The sequence below is a fragment of the Micromonospora sp. NPDC047762 genome (assembly GCF_043204655.1).
In the GTDB taxonomy this organism is placed as follows: domain Bacteria; phylum Actinomycetota; class Actinomycetes; order Mycobacteriales; family Micromonosporaceae; genus Micromonospora.
Map to the genome: position 1 here is coordinate 190,788 of NZ_JBIDCQ010000007.1, position 14,400 is coordinate 205,187.

The 14,400-nt window shown below is 69.1% G+C and carries 13 protein-coding genes; 7 read left to right on the plus strand and 6 right to left on the minus strand.

The genetic code is table 11. From position 1 onward, the window contains the following. Positions 1-47: 47 nt before the first annotated feature. Positions 48-821: a hypothetical protein gene (locus tag ACGF3C_RS22290; protein WP_357223555.1), complete on the minus strand. Its 774-nt coding sequence runs from the start codon at positions 819-821 to the stop codon at positions 48-50. Between the two features lie 296 nt (positions 822-1,117). On the opposite strand from ACGF3C_RS22290, the gene ACGF3C_RS22295 reads away from it, so the two are divergent. Further along, positions 1,118-3,394 carry a glycoside hydrolase family 44 protein gene (locus ACGF3C_RS22295; protein ID WP_393224784.1) on the plus strand — a complete coding sequence of 759 codons (2,277 nt, stop codon included), beginning with the start codon at positions 1,118-1,120 and terminating at the stop codon, positions 3,392-3,394. A 142-nt stretch (positions 3,395-3,536) separates the two neighbouring features. Here the strand turns inward: ACGF3C_RS22295 and ACGF3C_RS22300 are convergent, their stop codons facing one another. After that, the gene (locus ACGF3C_RS22300; RefSeq protein WP_393224787.1) at positions 3,537-4,052 is read right to left on the minus strand and encodes an LURP-one-related/scramblase family protein; all 516 of its coding nucleotides are present in this window, start codon (positions 4,050-4,052) and stop codon (positions 3,537-3,539) included. A gap of 69 nt (positions 4,053-4,121) precedes the next feature. On the opposite strand from ACGF3C_RS22300, the gene ACGF3C_RS22305 reads away from it, so the two are divergent. Both ACGF3C_RS22305 and ACGF3C_RS22310 read left to right on the plus strand, forming a co-directional pair. Next, positions 4,122-4,544 carry a GNAT family N-acetyltransferase gene (locus ACGF3C_RS22305; protein WP_393224789.1) on the plus strand — a complete coding sequence of 141 codons (423 nt, stop codon included), beginning with the start codon at positions 4,122-4,124 and terminating at the stop codon, positions 4,542-4,544. A 153-nt stretch (positions 4,545-4,697) separates the two neighbouring features. Next, a complete protein-coding gene (locus ACGF3C_RS22310) occupies positions 4,698-6,197 on the plus strand; it encodes a protein kinase (RefSeq protein ID WP_393224792.1) in 1,500 nt (499 codons plus the stop codon). An 81-nt stretch (positions 6,198-6,278) separates the two neighbouring features. Here ACGF3C_RS22310 and ACGF3C_RS22315 read toward each other — a convergent pair whose 3' ends face one another. Beyond that, positions 6,279-6,701: an ATP-binding protein gene (locus ACGF3C_RS22315; protein WP_357223570.1), complete on the minus strand. Its 423-nt coding sequence runs from the start codon at positions 6,699-6,701 to the stop codon at positions 6,279-6,281. Between the two features lie 188 nt (positions 6,702-6,889). On the opposite strand from ACGF3C_RS22315, the gene ACGF3C_RS22320 reads away from it, so the two are divergent. After that, complete coding sequence (locus ACGF3C_RS22320) at positions 6,890-7,255, plus strand: STAS domain-containing protein (protein ID WP_393224795.1); 366 nt, start codon at positions 6,890-6,892, stop codon at positions 7,253-7,255. Between the two features lies 1 nt (position 7,256). Here the strand turns inward: ACGF3C_RS22320 and ACGF3C_RS22325 are convergent, their stop codons facing one another. Then, positions 7,257-8,492 (minus strand): PP2C family protein-serine/threonine phosphatase, encoded by a 1,236-nt coding sequence (locus ACGF3C_RS22325; RefSeq protein ID WP_357223575.1) that lies wholly within the window; start codon positions 8,490-8,492, stop codon positions 7,257-7,259. 331 nt (positions 8,493-8,823) lie between these two features. Further along, entirely contained in the window at positions 8,824-9,435 is a 612-nt protein-coding gene (locus ACGF3C_RS22330; RefSeq protein WP_393224798.1) for a hypothetical protein, read from the minus strand. A 263-nt stretch (positions 9,436-9,698) separates the two neighbouring features. Between ACGF3C_RS22330 and ACGF3C_RS22335 the strand changes: the two genes are divergently transcribed. After that, the gene (locus ACGF3C_RS22335; RefSeq protein ID WP_013283833.1) at positions 9,699-9,902 is read left to right on the plus strand and encodes a cold-shock protein; all 204 of its coding nucleotides are present in this window, start codon (positions 9,699-9,701) and stop codon (positions 9,900-9,902) included. Positions 9,903-10,053: 151 nt separating this feature from the next. Beyond that, complete coding sequence (locus tag ACGF3C_RS22340) at positions 10,054-11,097, plus strand: NAD(P)-dependent alcohol dehydrogenase (protein ID WP_393225144.1); 1,044 nt, start codon at positions 10,054-10,056, stop codon at positions 11,095-11,097. 128 nt (positions 11,098-11,225) lie between these two features. Here ACGF3C_RS22340 and ACGF3C_RS22345 read toward each other — a convergent pair whose 3' ends face one another. After that, entirely contained in the window at positions 11,226-12,455 is a 1,230-nt protein-coding gene (locus tag ACGF3C_RS22345; RefSeq protein WP_393224801.1) for a trypsin-like serine peptidase, read from the minus strand. Between the two features lie 610 nt (positions 12,456-13,065). Here ACGF3C_RS22345 and ACGF3C_RS22350 point away from each other — a divergent pair. Continuing rightward, positions 13,066-14,400, plus strand: a complete 1,335-nt coding sequence (locus ACGF3C_RS22350) for a hypothetical protein (protein ID WP_393224804.1) — start codon at positions 13,066-13,068, stop codon at positions 14,398-14,400.

Here is a 14,400-nt window from a genome sequence, read left to right on the forward strand (position 1 = left end):
CAAGGCCGCACCCCGGCGGAGAGCCTCCGAGCCACCCGGGCCTCAGATCAGCAGCCGAGCCGCTTGCTCGAGAGGGCGATGTCGTCGATCCAGAGGTCAAACTCGCCCGGCGTCGTGCCGCCCTGGTAGAGCTGCCAGCCGATCTTCACCGTGTCGACCGTCGGCAGGACAAAGGGCACGTTGTTGCCACCGTGGTCGGTCGTGGAGGCTGTCAACTCCGGGTTCGCCACGCCATCGATCCACACCTCGACGCGGTTGTCCGCCGAGTCGATCTTCCACTCGAAGCACTGCCAGGTGTCCTCAGCGACCGGGGCGGACTCCCGCCAGTTGGTCCAGTCGCCGGTCGGACCGCCGTCGGCGCCGATCCCCCAGAAGGTTCCGGGGACCGTGGGCGCGTACTGCCCACCGATCGGACGGACGACCTCCGCGCTGCCGGTGCCGGTCGCTTCCACCAGCGTGAAGTGCGCCCAGTCCGGGGCCGTGGGGAAGGCGTCGACGCGCAGACGCATCCGGCCGTAGAAGCGGTTGCCCGGCGCGGCGAAGTCGTCGACGCGCAGGAACGCACGTCCGTTGTCAACGGTGTGGATGTGCAGCGCCTGGTTGCCACGACGGGCACGTTCGACGGTGAGCGTGCCGTGGCGGGTGTCGACGCCCCAGTTCAACGTGCTGGGCCCTCCGGGAGGCAGTCGCTCGAAGTCCTCACAGAAGAGCAGACCACGGGGGCACGAGGGCCGGGAGGCCGCCGATGCCCCGGCCGGGACGCTGCCGACTGCGGCGCCGAGGATCAGGGCGGCGCTGAACACAGCGAGAAATCTGCGCATTGTCATCCTCCAGGACGGCTGGCCTCCCACCGCAGGGGCCGGGCCAGCAGGAATGTTCCGGTCATGCGACGCTGAGGCGCACCCGCTCGCACCGCTGCGGCGCGGTTGCCTCCGCACTGCGGCGATCCGAGCCATTCCGGCACGACCGCATCAGCGTCGATCGCATTGATAGGCGTCATTATAAGTGAAGCCGACCTGCCGCTCGCCAACTGCCCCTGAGTTGGGCGTTGACTCGAAGCCAGGAAGACGTAACGCTGTGGAAGCGCTCCCATCGACGAGCCTCCTCTGCGAAAGGAATGCTCGTGCGTCCCACCACAGCTCTACTTCCGGTCGTGCTCGCCACGGCCCTCGGCGGTCTGGCCCTGCCGGAGCCCGCCCTGGCCGCGGCCGGCCCGGCGCTGGCCGTGGACACCACTGCCGCCCGGCACCAGATCAGCCCGTACATCTACGGCATGAACTTCGCCGACCAGGCCCTCGCCAGCGACCTGCGGTTGCCGGTGCACCGCTACGGTGGCAACGCCACCACCCGCTACAACTTCCGTGCCGACACCACCAACCGCGCGTCGGACTGGTACTTCGAGAACATTCCCAACGACAACCCGAGTCCGGGCGACCTCCCGGAGGGCTCGGAGAGCGATCGGTTCGTGCAGCAGAACAAGGCCACCGGCGCCGCCACGGTCATGACGGTGCCGATGCTCGGCTGGATCGCCAAGGACCGGTCGCGGGCGTGTGGCTTCAGCGTCGCCAAGTACGGCCCGCAGGAGGCCACCGATCCCTGGGCACCGGACTGTGGCAACGGCAAGAAACCGGACGGGACGCTGGTCACCGGCAACGATCCGAAGGACACCAGCGTCGCCGTCGGTCCGGAGTACGTCACCGACTTCGTCAGCCACCTCAAGGGGCAGTTCGGCGCCGCCACCGACGGCGGGGTCCAGTTCTACAACCTGGACAACGAGCCGGACCTGTGGCAATCCACCCACCGCGACGTCCGCCCGACCGGCATGGGATACGACGAGCTACGCGACCGCACCTACGAGTACGCCGCCGCGATCAAGGCTGCCGACCCCGGCGCGAAGACGCTCGGTCCGGTCGGCTGGGGCCTCAACTCGATCATCTTCTCGGGCCTCGACCAGGACACCTGCTCACGCACCGGATGCTGGTCGAACCCACCGGACAAGGCCGCGCACGGCGGCCAGGACCTCGGCCCGTGGTACCTGGACCGGATGCGCGAGTACGAGCAGCAGCACGGCACCCGCATCCTCGACTACTTCGACGTCCACCTCTACCCGCAGCAGTCCGGCGTGCTCGGTGACGCGGCCGGCGACGCCAACACCCAGGCGCTGCGGCTGCGCTCGACCCGCCAACTCTGGGATCCGACCTACGTGGACGAAAGCTGGATCAACAGTCCGGTCCGGTTCATCCCGCGCCTGCGCGAGTTGGTCGACCAGCACTACCCGGGCACGAAGGTCGCGATGACCGAGTACAACTGGGGTGGCTTCGGGTCGCTCAACGGCGCCCTCGCCCAGGCTGACGTACTCGGCATCTTCGGCCGCGAAGGGCTCGACCTGGCCACCCTCTGGACCGCGCCCACGGCCGACCAACCGGTGGCAAACGCGTTCCGCGTCTACCGCAACTACGACGGCAAGGGCGGCGCGTTCGGCGAGACCTCCGTCCAGGCGACCAGCGCCGACCAGGCCAAGTTGGCGGTGTACGCCGCCGAGCGCAGCGCCGACAAGGCCCTCACGGTGGTCATCGTCAACAAGACCGGCGACGACCTGACCAGCCCGGTCACCCTCACCGGGGCCTCCGCCAGCACCGCTCAGGTCTACCGCTACAGCGGGGCGGATCTCACCGGCGTCGTCCGGGAGGCAGACCTTCCGGTGACCGCCGGCGGCCTCACGGCCACCTTCCCGGCCAACTCCATCACCCACCTGGTGCTGCCGCGCGGCACCACGCCCGGCGACACCCAGGCCCCGACCGTCCCGGGCAAGCCCACCGCCGGCACGATCACCGGCGACAGCGTCGCGCTGACCTGGACGCCGTCCACCGACAACACCGCCGTCACCGGCTACGACGTGCACCGGGTCGACACCGCCGGCACCGTGAAGGTGGGCAGCGCCACCGGCGCCGCGTACACCGTGACCGGGTTGACGCCGGACACCCCGTACACCTTCGTGGTGACCGCCCGCGACGCGGCGGGCAACGTCTCGGCGGCCTCGCCCGGCCTGACCGTGCGGACCGCGCCCACCGCCCCGACCGGCGGCTGCACGGTCGCCTACACGGCGAACAGTTGGCCGGGCGGCTTCACCGCGACACTGACTATCAAGAACACCGGCACCACCGCTGTCGACGGCTGGAACCTCGCCTTCGACTTCCCCACTGCCGGCCAGAAAGTCAGCCAGGGCTGGTCGGCCACCTGGAAACAGAGCGGAACGAGCGTCACCGCGGACAGCATGAGTTGGAACGGCAGACTCGCCCCCGGCGCATCCACCAGCATCGGCTTCAACGGCACCTGGAGCGGCACCAATCCGGCGCCGACCGCCTTCAACCTCAACGGTCAACGCTGCGGGTGAGCTGAGAAATCCCAATCCCCGCGCCGACGGAGCAGGCCGGAGGGGTCGGGGTGCAGCAGCACCCCGGCCCCTCCGCTCTTGATCGGCCGTCCGGGCCAGACCCGTGGCCCGACCCCGAGCACCGCCGTTGCCGCCCAGGAGGTCAGTCCTCGTCGGCCTTCTTCTTGTCACGGTTAATGGCCAGGTCGAGCGCGAGGACGCTACCGATGATGAGCAGCGGGTCCACGCCGGCGGTGACCTGCACGGCGTAGGTGTCCCGGATCGTCAGCCACCGCTTGGAGACCGAGGCCACCTCGGTGCCGTCGCGTTCGATCACGTACTCGTGGTCGAGCAGGTCACCCTTCATCTCCAGGTCGTCCGGCCCCGGCACGTCGATGGTGAACTTGTCGCGGAACGGCGTGAGCAGCTTCTTGCGGACCTCAGCGGCCTTCTCGCCGCCGATGCGGATCTCGTACGTGGGACGCAGCGCCACCAGGTGCCGGTGCAGCGTGGCGACCTCACGGCCGGAGGCGTCCTCGATGACGACCTTGTCGCGGACGCTGAGCACCTTGCCGTCGACGTGGAAGACCTTGGTGCCGTGCTCGTCGAGCACGTCGAAGTCGTCGCCGATCGAGAAGAACCGCTCCTTGATGACAAACATGAGCCGATTCTCCCCCACCGCACACCGAAGTGCTGGCCGGGCAGACTGGGGGCACCGCCAGCGATCGGCTCGCCTAGACTCCCCTGGGTGATCGTGCGGAGGGCCAGCGCGGCAGACGTGGGGGCGCTCGCGGAGCTACGCGGCATCGACGAGGGCAGACTCAGCGCGTACACCGACTGGGTGGCCTCCCACAGGGACACACATCTGCCGTTCATCGCCGAGATCGACGGGGACGTCGTCGGCGCTGCCTGGCTCCACGTCGCAGCACGAGTGCCCAGCAACGATTCGCTGGATCGCCGGTACGGCGACATCCAGTCCGTCGAGGTCCGCGAGGAGTACCGCAACCGCGGCATCGGCGGTGCTCTCGTGACCGCGATCCTGACCGAGGCCCGTGCCCGAGGGCTGCTGCACGTAACCGTCCATTCCGGTCGCCGCGCTGTCGACTTCTACCTGCGCAACGGCTTCAGCCACCACCGCCAGATCCTGCTCTGGGAGCCGACCGGTTCCTGAGGCGCCGGGTCAGCCCGCCTGGCCACCGGAGCGCCCGGATGTTCGGATAGCCCGTGGCCCCAAGCGACGGGACCCTGCCCGTGACGGACTCTGACCAGCGTGGAATGTGGTCGTCCTGCCGCCGGGGGTCCACTCTGGCAAGCTGTCCCAGTGATGGTCGGTGATCTGTTGGACGGCAGGTATCAGGTCGAGAGCCGTCTCGGCGCTGGCGGCATGTCGGTCGTCTGGCGGGCGTGGGACCGCGTCCTCGAACGTGGGGTGGCAGTCAAGGTCCTGGCCGGCGCGCAGGCCGCCGCCCGAGGCGCGCGGCAACGCGTCCAGGCAGAGGCCAGGGCCGCAGCGGGGCTCTGGCACCCGCACGTGACGAGTGTGTACGACTATGGCGAGCACACCGACGCCGCCGGCCGCCAGGTCTCGTACGTGGTGATGGAACTGCTGCCCGGCGAGACCCTGTCCGAGCGCCTTGCCGCCGGTCCGCTGCCGCCGACCGTCGCGATGCGGACGTGCGCGCAGGTCGCCGAGGCGCTCGCCGCCGCGCACGAACGCAAGCTGGTGCACCGGGACATCAAGCCGTCCAACGTGATGCTGACACCGGCCGGTGTGAAGGTGGTCGATTTCGGTATCGCCACCACAGCGGGTCGGCCGGAGCTTGAGGCGGACGGACAACTGTTGGGCACCGCGGCCTACCTCGCACCGGAACGGCTCGCCGGTGGCACCGTCCTGCCCGCTTCCGATGTCTACGCGCTCGGGCTGTTGCTGTACCGAACGCTGACCAACGAGCTGCCCTGGTCGGCGGAGACCCCCACGCAGATGTTGACGGCTCACGTGTACGTCGATCCGGCGCCGTTGCCGGATGTCGAGGGCGTGCCACCGGAGGTTCACCGCCTCCTCGACCGTTGCCTCGCCAGGGATCCGGCGGATCGACCGGACGCCGCAGAGGTGGCCGCGGCCCTGCACGGTTTCGCCGATGACGCCGAGCGCCGGGTGAAACAGGCGGCGCAGTCGGCATCCATCTCGCCCGTGTCGGCTCCGCCTACCGCCGACCCCTCTACCGGCCGGCGTCGCCGCATCCCAAATGCCGTGTTGATCCCCGTTCTCATGGCGACGGCAGCGACCGTCTCGCTCCTGCTCCCTCAGTTCGTACCTGTCGATGGCAGGTCGGGCGGCATCGCCACACGTGAGGGTGCCGCCCCGCCCGACGCTGCCCTCGATGTGTCTGCCACCGAGACACCTGCTGCCCGGCAGACGTCCGCGGAGCCCCTACCAGTCTCGCGACCAAGCCGCACGGTGGCCGCTCCGGCTGGGCCTGTTGAAGCGAGCGCCGGAGCCGGTTCATCGGCCGGCCCTGGCCCTACGACGTCACCCAGTGCCGACCAGTCGACGGTCCCGTCCAGTGCCGCGCCGGCACCGACCTCCCCGAAGCCAGGTACAGCCCTGCGGGCACTCGGTGGTGTGGTGACTGTGCTCTGCACCGGCGATCAGGCTCGCGTTGTGGACGTCGCCCCCGCCCCCGGCTACCGCCTCAAGGATTACCACCCCGGGCCGGTCAAGGAGATCCAGGTGGTGCTGCTGTCCGCAGGCAACAGGAGCGAGATCAAGGCGCGGTGTGACCACGGCACGCTGTTGCCGAAGATAAGGGAGAGCCGTCAGTGAGCTGACGACACGCTCCGTAGTGGTGACATTGCGCCGACCGACTGGTGACGCACTTCGGAGCCGGGCGGGCATTTCCGGCCATCAGGTCGACTGAGGCTGCGGGTGGGCGAGGTATTTGGTGATGCGGAGCAGCACGCGATCCTGTGGCCCGGCGACGAAGGCCGCCGCGTCGGCAAGTGCGGCGATCAAGGGCAGCCCACGGCCGCCGACGGTGAGCGGGTCGGGCAGGTCGACGTCGAGCCGTCCAGCGCCGTTGGGGCTACTGCCGCGGTTGCCGACCTCAAGTAGGCATAGTTGATCGTCGATATCGATGGTGATGTCGACGGTGCTGTCGAGATCGGCGTGCATCACCGCGTTGGCGCATGCCTCGCTGATCAGCACGGCGAGGTGGCCACGAGACTCCTCGGTGGCCTCGGTGAGGCTCAGCAGGGTGACGAGTGTGTGGCGGGCTCGGGTCACCGAGGTCGGCTGCCGCGGCAGCGACAGCATCATGGTCACGCGCATCGCGAAGTTCCTCCTCGGCCCGTACGCAACCGCGCCGGGCTGAAGCGGGACGCACCGGTTGTTGTCAGCCTTACCCGGGGTTGCTGAGCTGAAACGGTCAAGATGTCCGCTCGACGTACGCCGGCCGGCGGCGCTTCGCCCGCCGGCAGAATAGAGTATGCGGGGATCATCGGCGTGGGGAGTGTGTCGTGGACTTGCTGTTGTCGGCCCGGCCGGGCCGGGGTTGCACCGTGCTTGAGGTGCGCGGCGAGCTGGACATGGCGACGTCTCCGCAGTTGCGCGAGGGTCTGCAACGGTTGGTTGACGCCGGTGAACAGCAGGTAGTGGTGGATCTGGCCGGGGTGGGTTTCATGGATTCCAGCGCCCTGGGTGCGCTGGTGGTGATGTTCAAGGCGATGCGTGTCGCCGACGGACGGTTGTCCGTCGCTGCGGCGCAGCCCGCCGTGCGTAACGTGCTGACGGTCACATCAGTGGATCGGGTCATCGACGTGTATGACAGCGTGCGGGCCGCTGAAGCGAGCGTGCCGTCCGCGGATGGCGCGACGGGCCGGTAGATCAGTCAGGCAGCGCGGCACTGGCGCGCGCCTGGTCGGCGCCGGCACTGCTCCGCCGCTCCTCGCTGTGCCCGCCGTGCCAGTCCAGAATGAACAGCGTGGCATCGTCTGCCAGGGTCGGTCCGCTGACCTCGAGCGCGGCGTCGGCCAGGGCCCGGACAGCCTCACGCGGGTGCAGGTGAGCAATCGACCGCAGCATGTTCGGCAGATCCAGTTTGGCGGCGTTACGCTCCCGCATGCCATCGGTGAGCACTACCAGACGGTCGCCGGGTCGCAGCGTGATCTCGCCATCGTGGTAACCGGCCCCGGCGAACATACCCAGGGGGAAGTTGGCCGGTAGCGACAGCGTCCGGACGTCCCCGTCGCGCACCAGCAGCGGCGGCACGTGCCCGGCGTTGAGCAGCGCGCACACCCCGGTACGCAGGTCGAGACGGCCGAGGATCGCAGTGATGTAACTGCCGGGCACCGCGGCGTGTTCGGCCACGTCGGCATCCGCGGCGTCGGCCTGTGCCACCAGATCAACCGCGCCGCGGCGGCGGCTGTTACGCAGGCTGCCCACGCCCAGGGTGGCGGTCAACGCGCTGGCCACCCCGTGGCCCATCGCGTCGGTGACGCTGAAATGCAGCACGTCTCGGGCAAGGCTGTAATCGAAGGTGTCCCCGCCGACGCTGGCGGCGGGCTCCAGCCAGCCGGACAGAATGAACGCACTGCTCTCACAGGTGAACGAGGCCGGCAGCAGGCGGCGCTGGATCTCGCCGGACAGGGTGAACGGGGTTGTGCGTTGCCCCCACTCGAACAGGTCGGTGTACCGCCGGTTGGCGATCACGACGAACGCCAACACGTGCGCCGTGCGGGCGATCTCCTGCAGTGTCGCCGGGGCGGGCTCGTCAGGCAGGATCATCTCCAGCAGACCGATAGCCTCACCACGGTCGGTCACCGGCGCCAACACCGTCCATCCGTCAGGCTGCGCGAAAACCTGCGCCGTCTGGCTGCGTAGCGCCTGCTCGGCGGGGCCGTTGTCGAACGGCATCACAGTGGCAACCTCGTCACCGTCCCGGCGGCCGTCACCGGCACCGTCGAGCGGCACATGGGCCAACCGGACCAGCGCCCGACCGCTGAGGTCCGCGATCAGGAATGACACGCTGCGCGCACCCAGCGCCGCACCGAGTTCCCGGGTGACCGCCTCGACCGCCTCGACCGGCGAGGCGTTCTCCGCCGCGTCCAACATCTGCGTCATGATCCGTCCTCGACTGGTCCGCACTGACAGAGCCTACGAGACCCGCCGGCCATCGCCGAGCACAAGGACCGTCACCGCCGCGCTGCCAGCCCAGCGGACCGAAGTCAGGCGTACAGGTGGCCTGGGCTGCGGATCCTCAGCCCGGGGACTTCCCAGGAAGGCGGTCAGGCAGTGCGTTGCTGCTGGGTGAGTTGGGCGAGAGCCTGGTGCAGGGCAAGCGTCGCTTACATACGGGTACATGCGAACCACCGCCCGCAGGTTGCCGTCAACTAAGAAGATTCTCGAAATCTCTGGGCGCCCCTACGCTCAACGCCCACCCGGCCCGCGGTCGTCAGTGCTCGGTGATGAGTGCGGGAAACCAGCTGACGTCCTCAGGGGTGCCGTCATGAGTGCCGTGGTTGTTGTTGGCCATGTCAGCGACTCGTTGTGCGTCGTCGAGGGAGGTCAGCAGCGCGGCATCTCCCGTCCGGATGCCGAGTTTGTCGCGTGCCTGGGTATCCAGTCGGTAGCAGAGCCAGCTGTGGAAGCGGCCGGTGTCGAAGCCGAGTACCTCGAACCCGAGAGTTCTGCCGGGTGGAGCGGCCACAGGTTGCGCGAGGTTCGTCCGGATCGGATGCGGAAGGTCGCCGATCCACATCTCCACCATGGCCGCCAGTTCGGTGGCCACCGTAACCGTCACGCTCGTGCTGAGCACATGAGCGGTGCGGGAGTCCGAAGGCCGGTGCCTGACGGCATCAGCTGCCTGTTGAAGGGATCGGTACCACGGCTCGATCAGAGGCTGTAGCCACGGCTCGATGCCCCGCTCCGCCGGGAAGAGATCGGCGAGGCAGTCGCTGACAGTGGGGACGGCGCGCGGTAGGTCGGCGGTCCAGTCCTGTTCGGCTGGGTTCCAGGGGAAGCCGGCCACGAACCCGGCCAGTATCCAGCTCTCGGTGCGCGTCACCTGCCCATGATGGAACGAGGCCGAGCTCTGGCGCAGAGTATTATTCGCTGGGTCGCCACCTACCCCTACGGGATCGACGACACATCATCTGCTACGGTAACCAAGTTGCAGTTTTGATTTCCGTAGACGTTTTCCAGCGCCTGATGGGTCATCTGAACCCACCCAGGCGCTTTTCGTTTTTCGTGTCGTTTCGACGCGGGTGATCAACGCGGCGGCGTAAGGGTCCGCACAGTGCGGTCTCTAACAGCCTGCGAGGAGCAGACATGACTACAGGTACCGTGAAGTGGTTCAACGCCGACAAGGGCTTCGGCTTCATCAGCCCGGACGACGGTGGCGCCGACGTCTTCGCCCACTTCTCCGCGATCTCGGCGAGCGGCTTCCGCAGCCTCGACGAGAACCAGAAGGTGGAGTTCGACATCACCCAGGGCCAGAAGGGCCCGCAGGCGGAGAACATCCGCCCGCTCTGATCCACACGCTACGAACGGCGGCCCGACTGATTCAGCGGGCCGCCGTTCGGCGTTTCATGCGTCCACCACGGCGTCTCACCATGGCCCGAGGGACGGCAAGGTACGTCTGCGCGATCCGCCAGGAGTCAGCATCACGTCACCGGAGGACATCATCTTCACCGTCAACGCCATCGCCGCGCCGTCCGCCAGCGAACCGCTCGTGCGTACGACTATCGAACGGCGGGACCTGGGCCCACACGATGTTCTCATCGACATCCGCTACGCCGGCATCTGCCACTCTGACATCCACACCGTGCGCGGTGACTGGGGCAGCGTTCCCTACCCGCTCACCGTCGGCCACGAAATCGTCGGCCGAATCACCGAGGTCGGCGCCGACGTCACCCGCCACACGGTCGGCGACCGCGCCGGTGTCGGCTGCATGGTCAACTCGTGCCGCGAGTGCGAGAACTGCCGCACCGGAAACGAGCAGTACTGCCTCAAGGGCAACACCCAGACGTACGCGAGCGTCGACCGGGACGGCTCCGTCACCCAGGGCGGGTACTCGACCCATGTGGTCGTGAACGAGGACTTCGTGCTGCGGGTGCCGGAGACCATCCCGTACGAGGCGGCCGCGCCGATGCTGTGCGCGGGCATCACCACGTACTCTCCGCTGGCGCACTGGAATGCCGGTCCCGGCAGGAAGGTCGCCGTGGTGGGCCTGGGCGGTCTGGGCCACATGGCTGTCAAAATCGCCGCAGCGATGGGTGCCGAGGTGACAGTGCTGTCCCAGACGCTGGGCAAGAAGGACGACGGCCTGCGCTTCGGAGCCGAGCACTACTACGCCACCACGGACCCGGCGACGTTCGAGGTGCTCAAGAACAGCTTCGACCTGATCATCAACACGGTCAGCGCACCGATCGACATGGCCAGCTACCTCGGTCTGCTGCGTCTGGACGGCACGCTTGTCAGCGTGGGTGCCCCGCCGGAGCCGCTTCCGGTGCCCGTCTTCGCGTTGTTCGGCAATCGACGGTCGTTCGCCGGCTCCAGCATCGGCAGCATCGCCGAGACGCAGGAGATGCTGGACTTCTGCGCCGAGCGCGGCATCGCCCCCGAGGTCGAGGTCATCGGCGCCGAGGCGGTCAACGACGCGTACGAGCGGGTGCTCGCCTCGGACGTGCGGTACCGGTTCGTCATCGACATCGACACCCTGCGCTGAACTTCTCCGCGGTGGCCAGGGTCCGCCGAACGGCGGGCTCTGGCGCGCGGTCGGGCCGGAGTGCGCGGTGGCCGGCGGTGAGCCGTTGGGCCGCCGAGGCGCAGGGCGCGCATCGGCGGCCCACCGTCTCAGCCGTTGTCGATCAGACTGGCGATCTCGTTGTAGATGAGGTGCGCCTTCGCGCCCTGGTTCGACGGACAACCGCCGAGGTGGTGCAGGGCGATCACCTGGTGGCTGGCGTTCAGCACTGGTGAACCCGAGTTGCCGCCGGAGGTGTCACAGCTGTAGCTGATGTTCCAGGTGTTGTAGTTCGCGTTCCGGACGGCACAGGTCGCGCCGTTCTGGGTGTCCTCGAAGATCGACAGCCGCTTCGCGGTGCCGTCGCCGTGGCCGGGGACGTAGATCCGGGTGCCGTTGCTGGTGGCGGTAGTTGCCAGGTACAGCGTGCCGAATCCCTGGATGGTGGCGAAGTTGTGGACCGAGAACAGGGCGTAGTCCAGCTGGCTGGAGCCGCCGCTGCTCACCCGGTAGAGGGTGGCACCGCTGACCTTGGTGCCGGCACCGGGGTTCGCGCCGCCGCAGGTGGCGCACTGGTAGTTGAACTGCATCTCGCTGCCGCTCACGGCGGACTGCGTCGAGAAGCAGTGCTTGTTCGTCAGCATCCGGTTGGTGTTGCCGACCCGCCAGGTGGTGCACAGTCCGCCGCCGCTGATCAGCAGCCGCGCCACCGCCCTGCCGCGGGCGTACTCGGTGGGGTGACTGTTCTGGTAGCAGACCACGTCCCGGCGGGCGTCGGTGCTGCACACGGACTGGGTGGAGAAGTTGTGCGCGGTGATTTCCGTGCGGTCGTACCCGCGCCAGAAGCGGTCAATGGTTGCGGCGTTGCCACGTGCGGGGCGGCTGCTGTGCAGTGTCACGACGGCGGTGTCGCCCTCCACCGACATCGCCCAGAAGCCCGGCTGCCCGTCGGTGGTGTAGTCCGAACCGGTCGCCCGGTTCAGGTGGCGGTCGTACCGGTAGCTCTCCTTGCCGTCGCGACTCGACACGGTGACGTAGTCGCCGTCGGCCAGTCGCAGTGAGCTGAAGTGCACCTTGACGTAGGTGGCACCGGAGTGCTGGATGATCTGTGTCCCGCCGCTGGCGGCGTAGGACAGTGAGCTGTTCACGGTGCGGAGTTCACCGATGGTTGTCACACCCTCTGCCGAGAACTGGCTCGATTCCGGTGCCCGCTCGGATCGTGGCGCGAGAGGGGCAACCGAGTACGCCTCGGCGGCGGGTACCGACAGGAGGCTCAGCCCAAGTGTGCAGGCAGCGAGCACGACCGCCCCCGTTCGCAGGCGGCGCAGGGCAAGTTTCATCCGTCGCTCCTTCTCAGGAATCAGCACCGAGACGTGCCTTCGGCCTTCATACCTGAGTTCGCGCAAGACATGTAATCCCATCTATGTCATAACTGCCATCCGCGCTGGCCGAGGTCAGACGGAGGCTGGTGCGGCCACTACCATGCGAGCGTGGCTCACGTTGCCCAGGTCCGCAGGCCGTACCCGCTGCTCGTCGCCGCGGCGGTCCTGTTGGCGCTCGGCGCTGCCACGGCGTGGGGAGTCGGCGACACGCTGGGGCTGAGCCACTCCCCCGCCGCCGTGCCGCGCGAGGACGCTGTCGCCGCGCCGGCGCGGACGCCCGCACCGGTCCCGCCGTTGGCATCCCTCGTCGTGCCCGACGAGCCGCGCGTCCGGAAGGCCGCAACCGCCGTCGCCGACGCGGTGGTTCTCCGCGGCCTGCCCCGACCCGTCCTCGTGTCGGCCACGTCGAGCCCAGCCAGGTACGCGATGGCCGCGCCGGGCACCGCACTGGACCTGTCAGCGGTGAGGACGCTGCGGGCGGGCGTGCTGCCCACCCTCGGCGGAACGCCCGAGGGCGTACCGCACGTTCTCCGGCGACCCGGACACCGTCGCCGCGATCGGGCAGGCCATGGCTCTGTCCCGGCAGGCGGTCACCAAAGGCCTCTACATCGGCCCGTACGCCGACCGGTCGGTGCGGGCGCTCGGGCTGGAACCGCCGCCCATGATGTGGATCTTCGAGTGGGACATCCCGACCGGCGACTCCGCCGCGTTGGACAGCATCTACGCGGTGACCGGCGGTCGCGTCGACGAGGCGATCGAGGAGGGCACGCAGGCCGTCGCGCTCGCTCGGCGCATGCGCGACCTGGTCGCCGCCACCGACCCGGCGACCTGGCGGGACGCCGAACTGCGCGGCCGCTTCACCGCGACTCTCGACTACCAGGTCAACCTGTTCGAGACGCTGAGCGCATACCGGACCATGGTGCTGCGGCACGCGCAGTGGCTGGACACGGGTGCCCCGGCCGCCCGCCACGGCTGGCGGCTGGCCGCAGCGGCGTACCACGACGCGCGCGACACGCACCGGCAGCGCTACGGCGCCGACCTGGACCTGCCCGCGTACAACTTCACCGCCGCCGACCTCGGGGCGCGGCGTGCCGACCGGGACCCGGCGATGGCCTGGGCGGCCCGAGCGATGCTCGGATCGATCCTGCTGGTGGTGCTCCTCGGCCGGTACGGGCGCGGGTTCGGCGGGGCCGCCGCGCGCGGGTTGCTGCTCGGCGCGCTCCGGCCGTGGCGGGTCGCCGCGCTGCCGACGCCCATGACGCGGGCGGACCGGGTGGTGGTGTGGCTGGTCCCGGCCCTGGTGCTGGTGGCGAGCCGGCTCGTGTTGACCTGGTTCGCCGCGCCGGCGCACCTGCTGGTCACCCTCGGCGGGTGGGCGCTGTTCGCCCTCGTCGTACGCCTCGTCGTCGGCCGGCGGGATCCGTTCCACCTGTGGGCCGTGGTCGGCGGCGTCGCGCTGCTACGCAGCGTGCTCCTGCTGGCGGCGCTCGCCGGACGCGGACCGGGTGGTTACTGGTTCGCGTTCTGGACTATGCCGGGTCTGCGCGCGGCGTACGTCACCGTCGCCTTCGCGGCGTTCTGCTGGCTGTTCGTAGCCGTCGCCGTGGTCCTGCGCGACCGGTACGACCTGCGCCGCCGAAGCGCCGTCGGGCTGACCCTCACCGCTGCGGGTGTGCCCCTCGGTGTGCTGTCCGCCCTGGTCTCGGTGGTGGGCCTGGAACGCGCGCTGACGGTGTGGAACGACCAGCTGGCGTTGCTGCCCTGGGGCCTGTCCCGCATTCTCGGCATCACCGTCCACCTCGGGATCCCCGCCCAACTCCCCGCATACACCGCCGCCGCCGGAATCGCCCTGGCCGCCGCCGGCCTGCTCCTGTCACTCGGCCGCCACCGACAGTCCGCCTGA

Excerpts from the sequence above, each read along its gene's own strand:
- ACGF3C_RS22335 (WP_013283833.1), top strand. The coding sequence starts at position 9,699 with ATGACTACAGGTACCGTGAAGTGGTTCAACGCCGACAAGGGCTTCGGC.
- ACGF3C_RS22325 (WP_357223575.1), bottom strand. The coding sequence starts at position 8,492 with ATGACGCAGATGTTGGACGCGGCGGAGAACGCCTCGCCGGTCGAGGCG.
- ACGF3C_RS22315 (WP_357223570.1), bottom strand. The coding sequence starts at position 6,701 with ATGCGCGTGACCATGATGCTGTCGCTGCCGCGGCAGCCGACCTCGGTG.
- ACGF3C_RS22350 (WP_393224804.1), top strand. The coding sequence starts at position 13,066 with ATGGCTCTGTCCCGGCAGGCGGTCACCAAAGGCCTCTACATCGGCCCG.
- ACGF3C_RS22345 (WP_393224801.1), bottom strand. The coding sequence starts at position 12,455 with ATGAAACTTGCCCTGCGCCGCCTGCGAACGGGGGCGGTCGTGCTCGCT.
- ACGF3C_RS22295 (WP_393224784.1), top strand. The coding sequence starts at position 1,118 with ATGCTCGTGCGTCCCACCACAGCTCTACTTCCGGTCGTGCTCGCCACG.
- ACGF3C_RS22310 (WP_393224792.1), top strand. The coding sequence starts at position 4,698 with ATGGTCGGTGATCTGTTGGACGGCAGGTATCAGGTCGAGAGCCGTCTC.
- ACGF3C_RS22290 (WP_357223555.1), bottom strand. The coding sequence starts at position 821 with ATGCGCAGATTTCTCGCTGTGTTCAGCGCCGCCCTGATCCTCGGCGCC.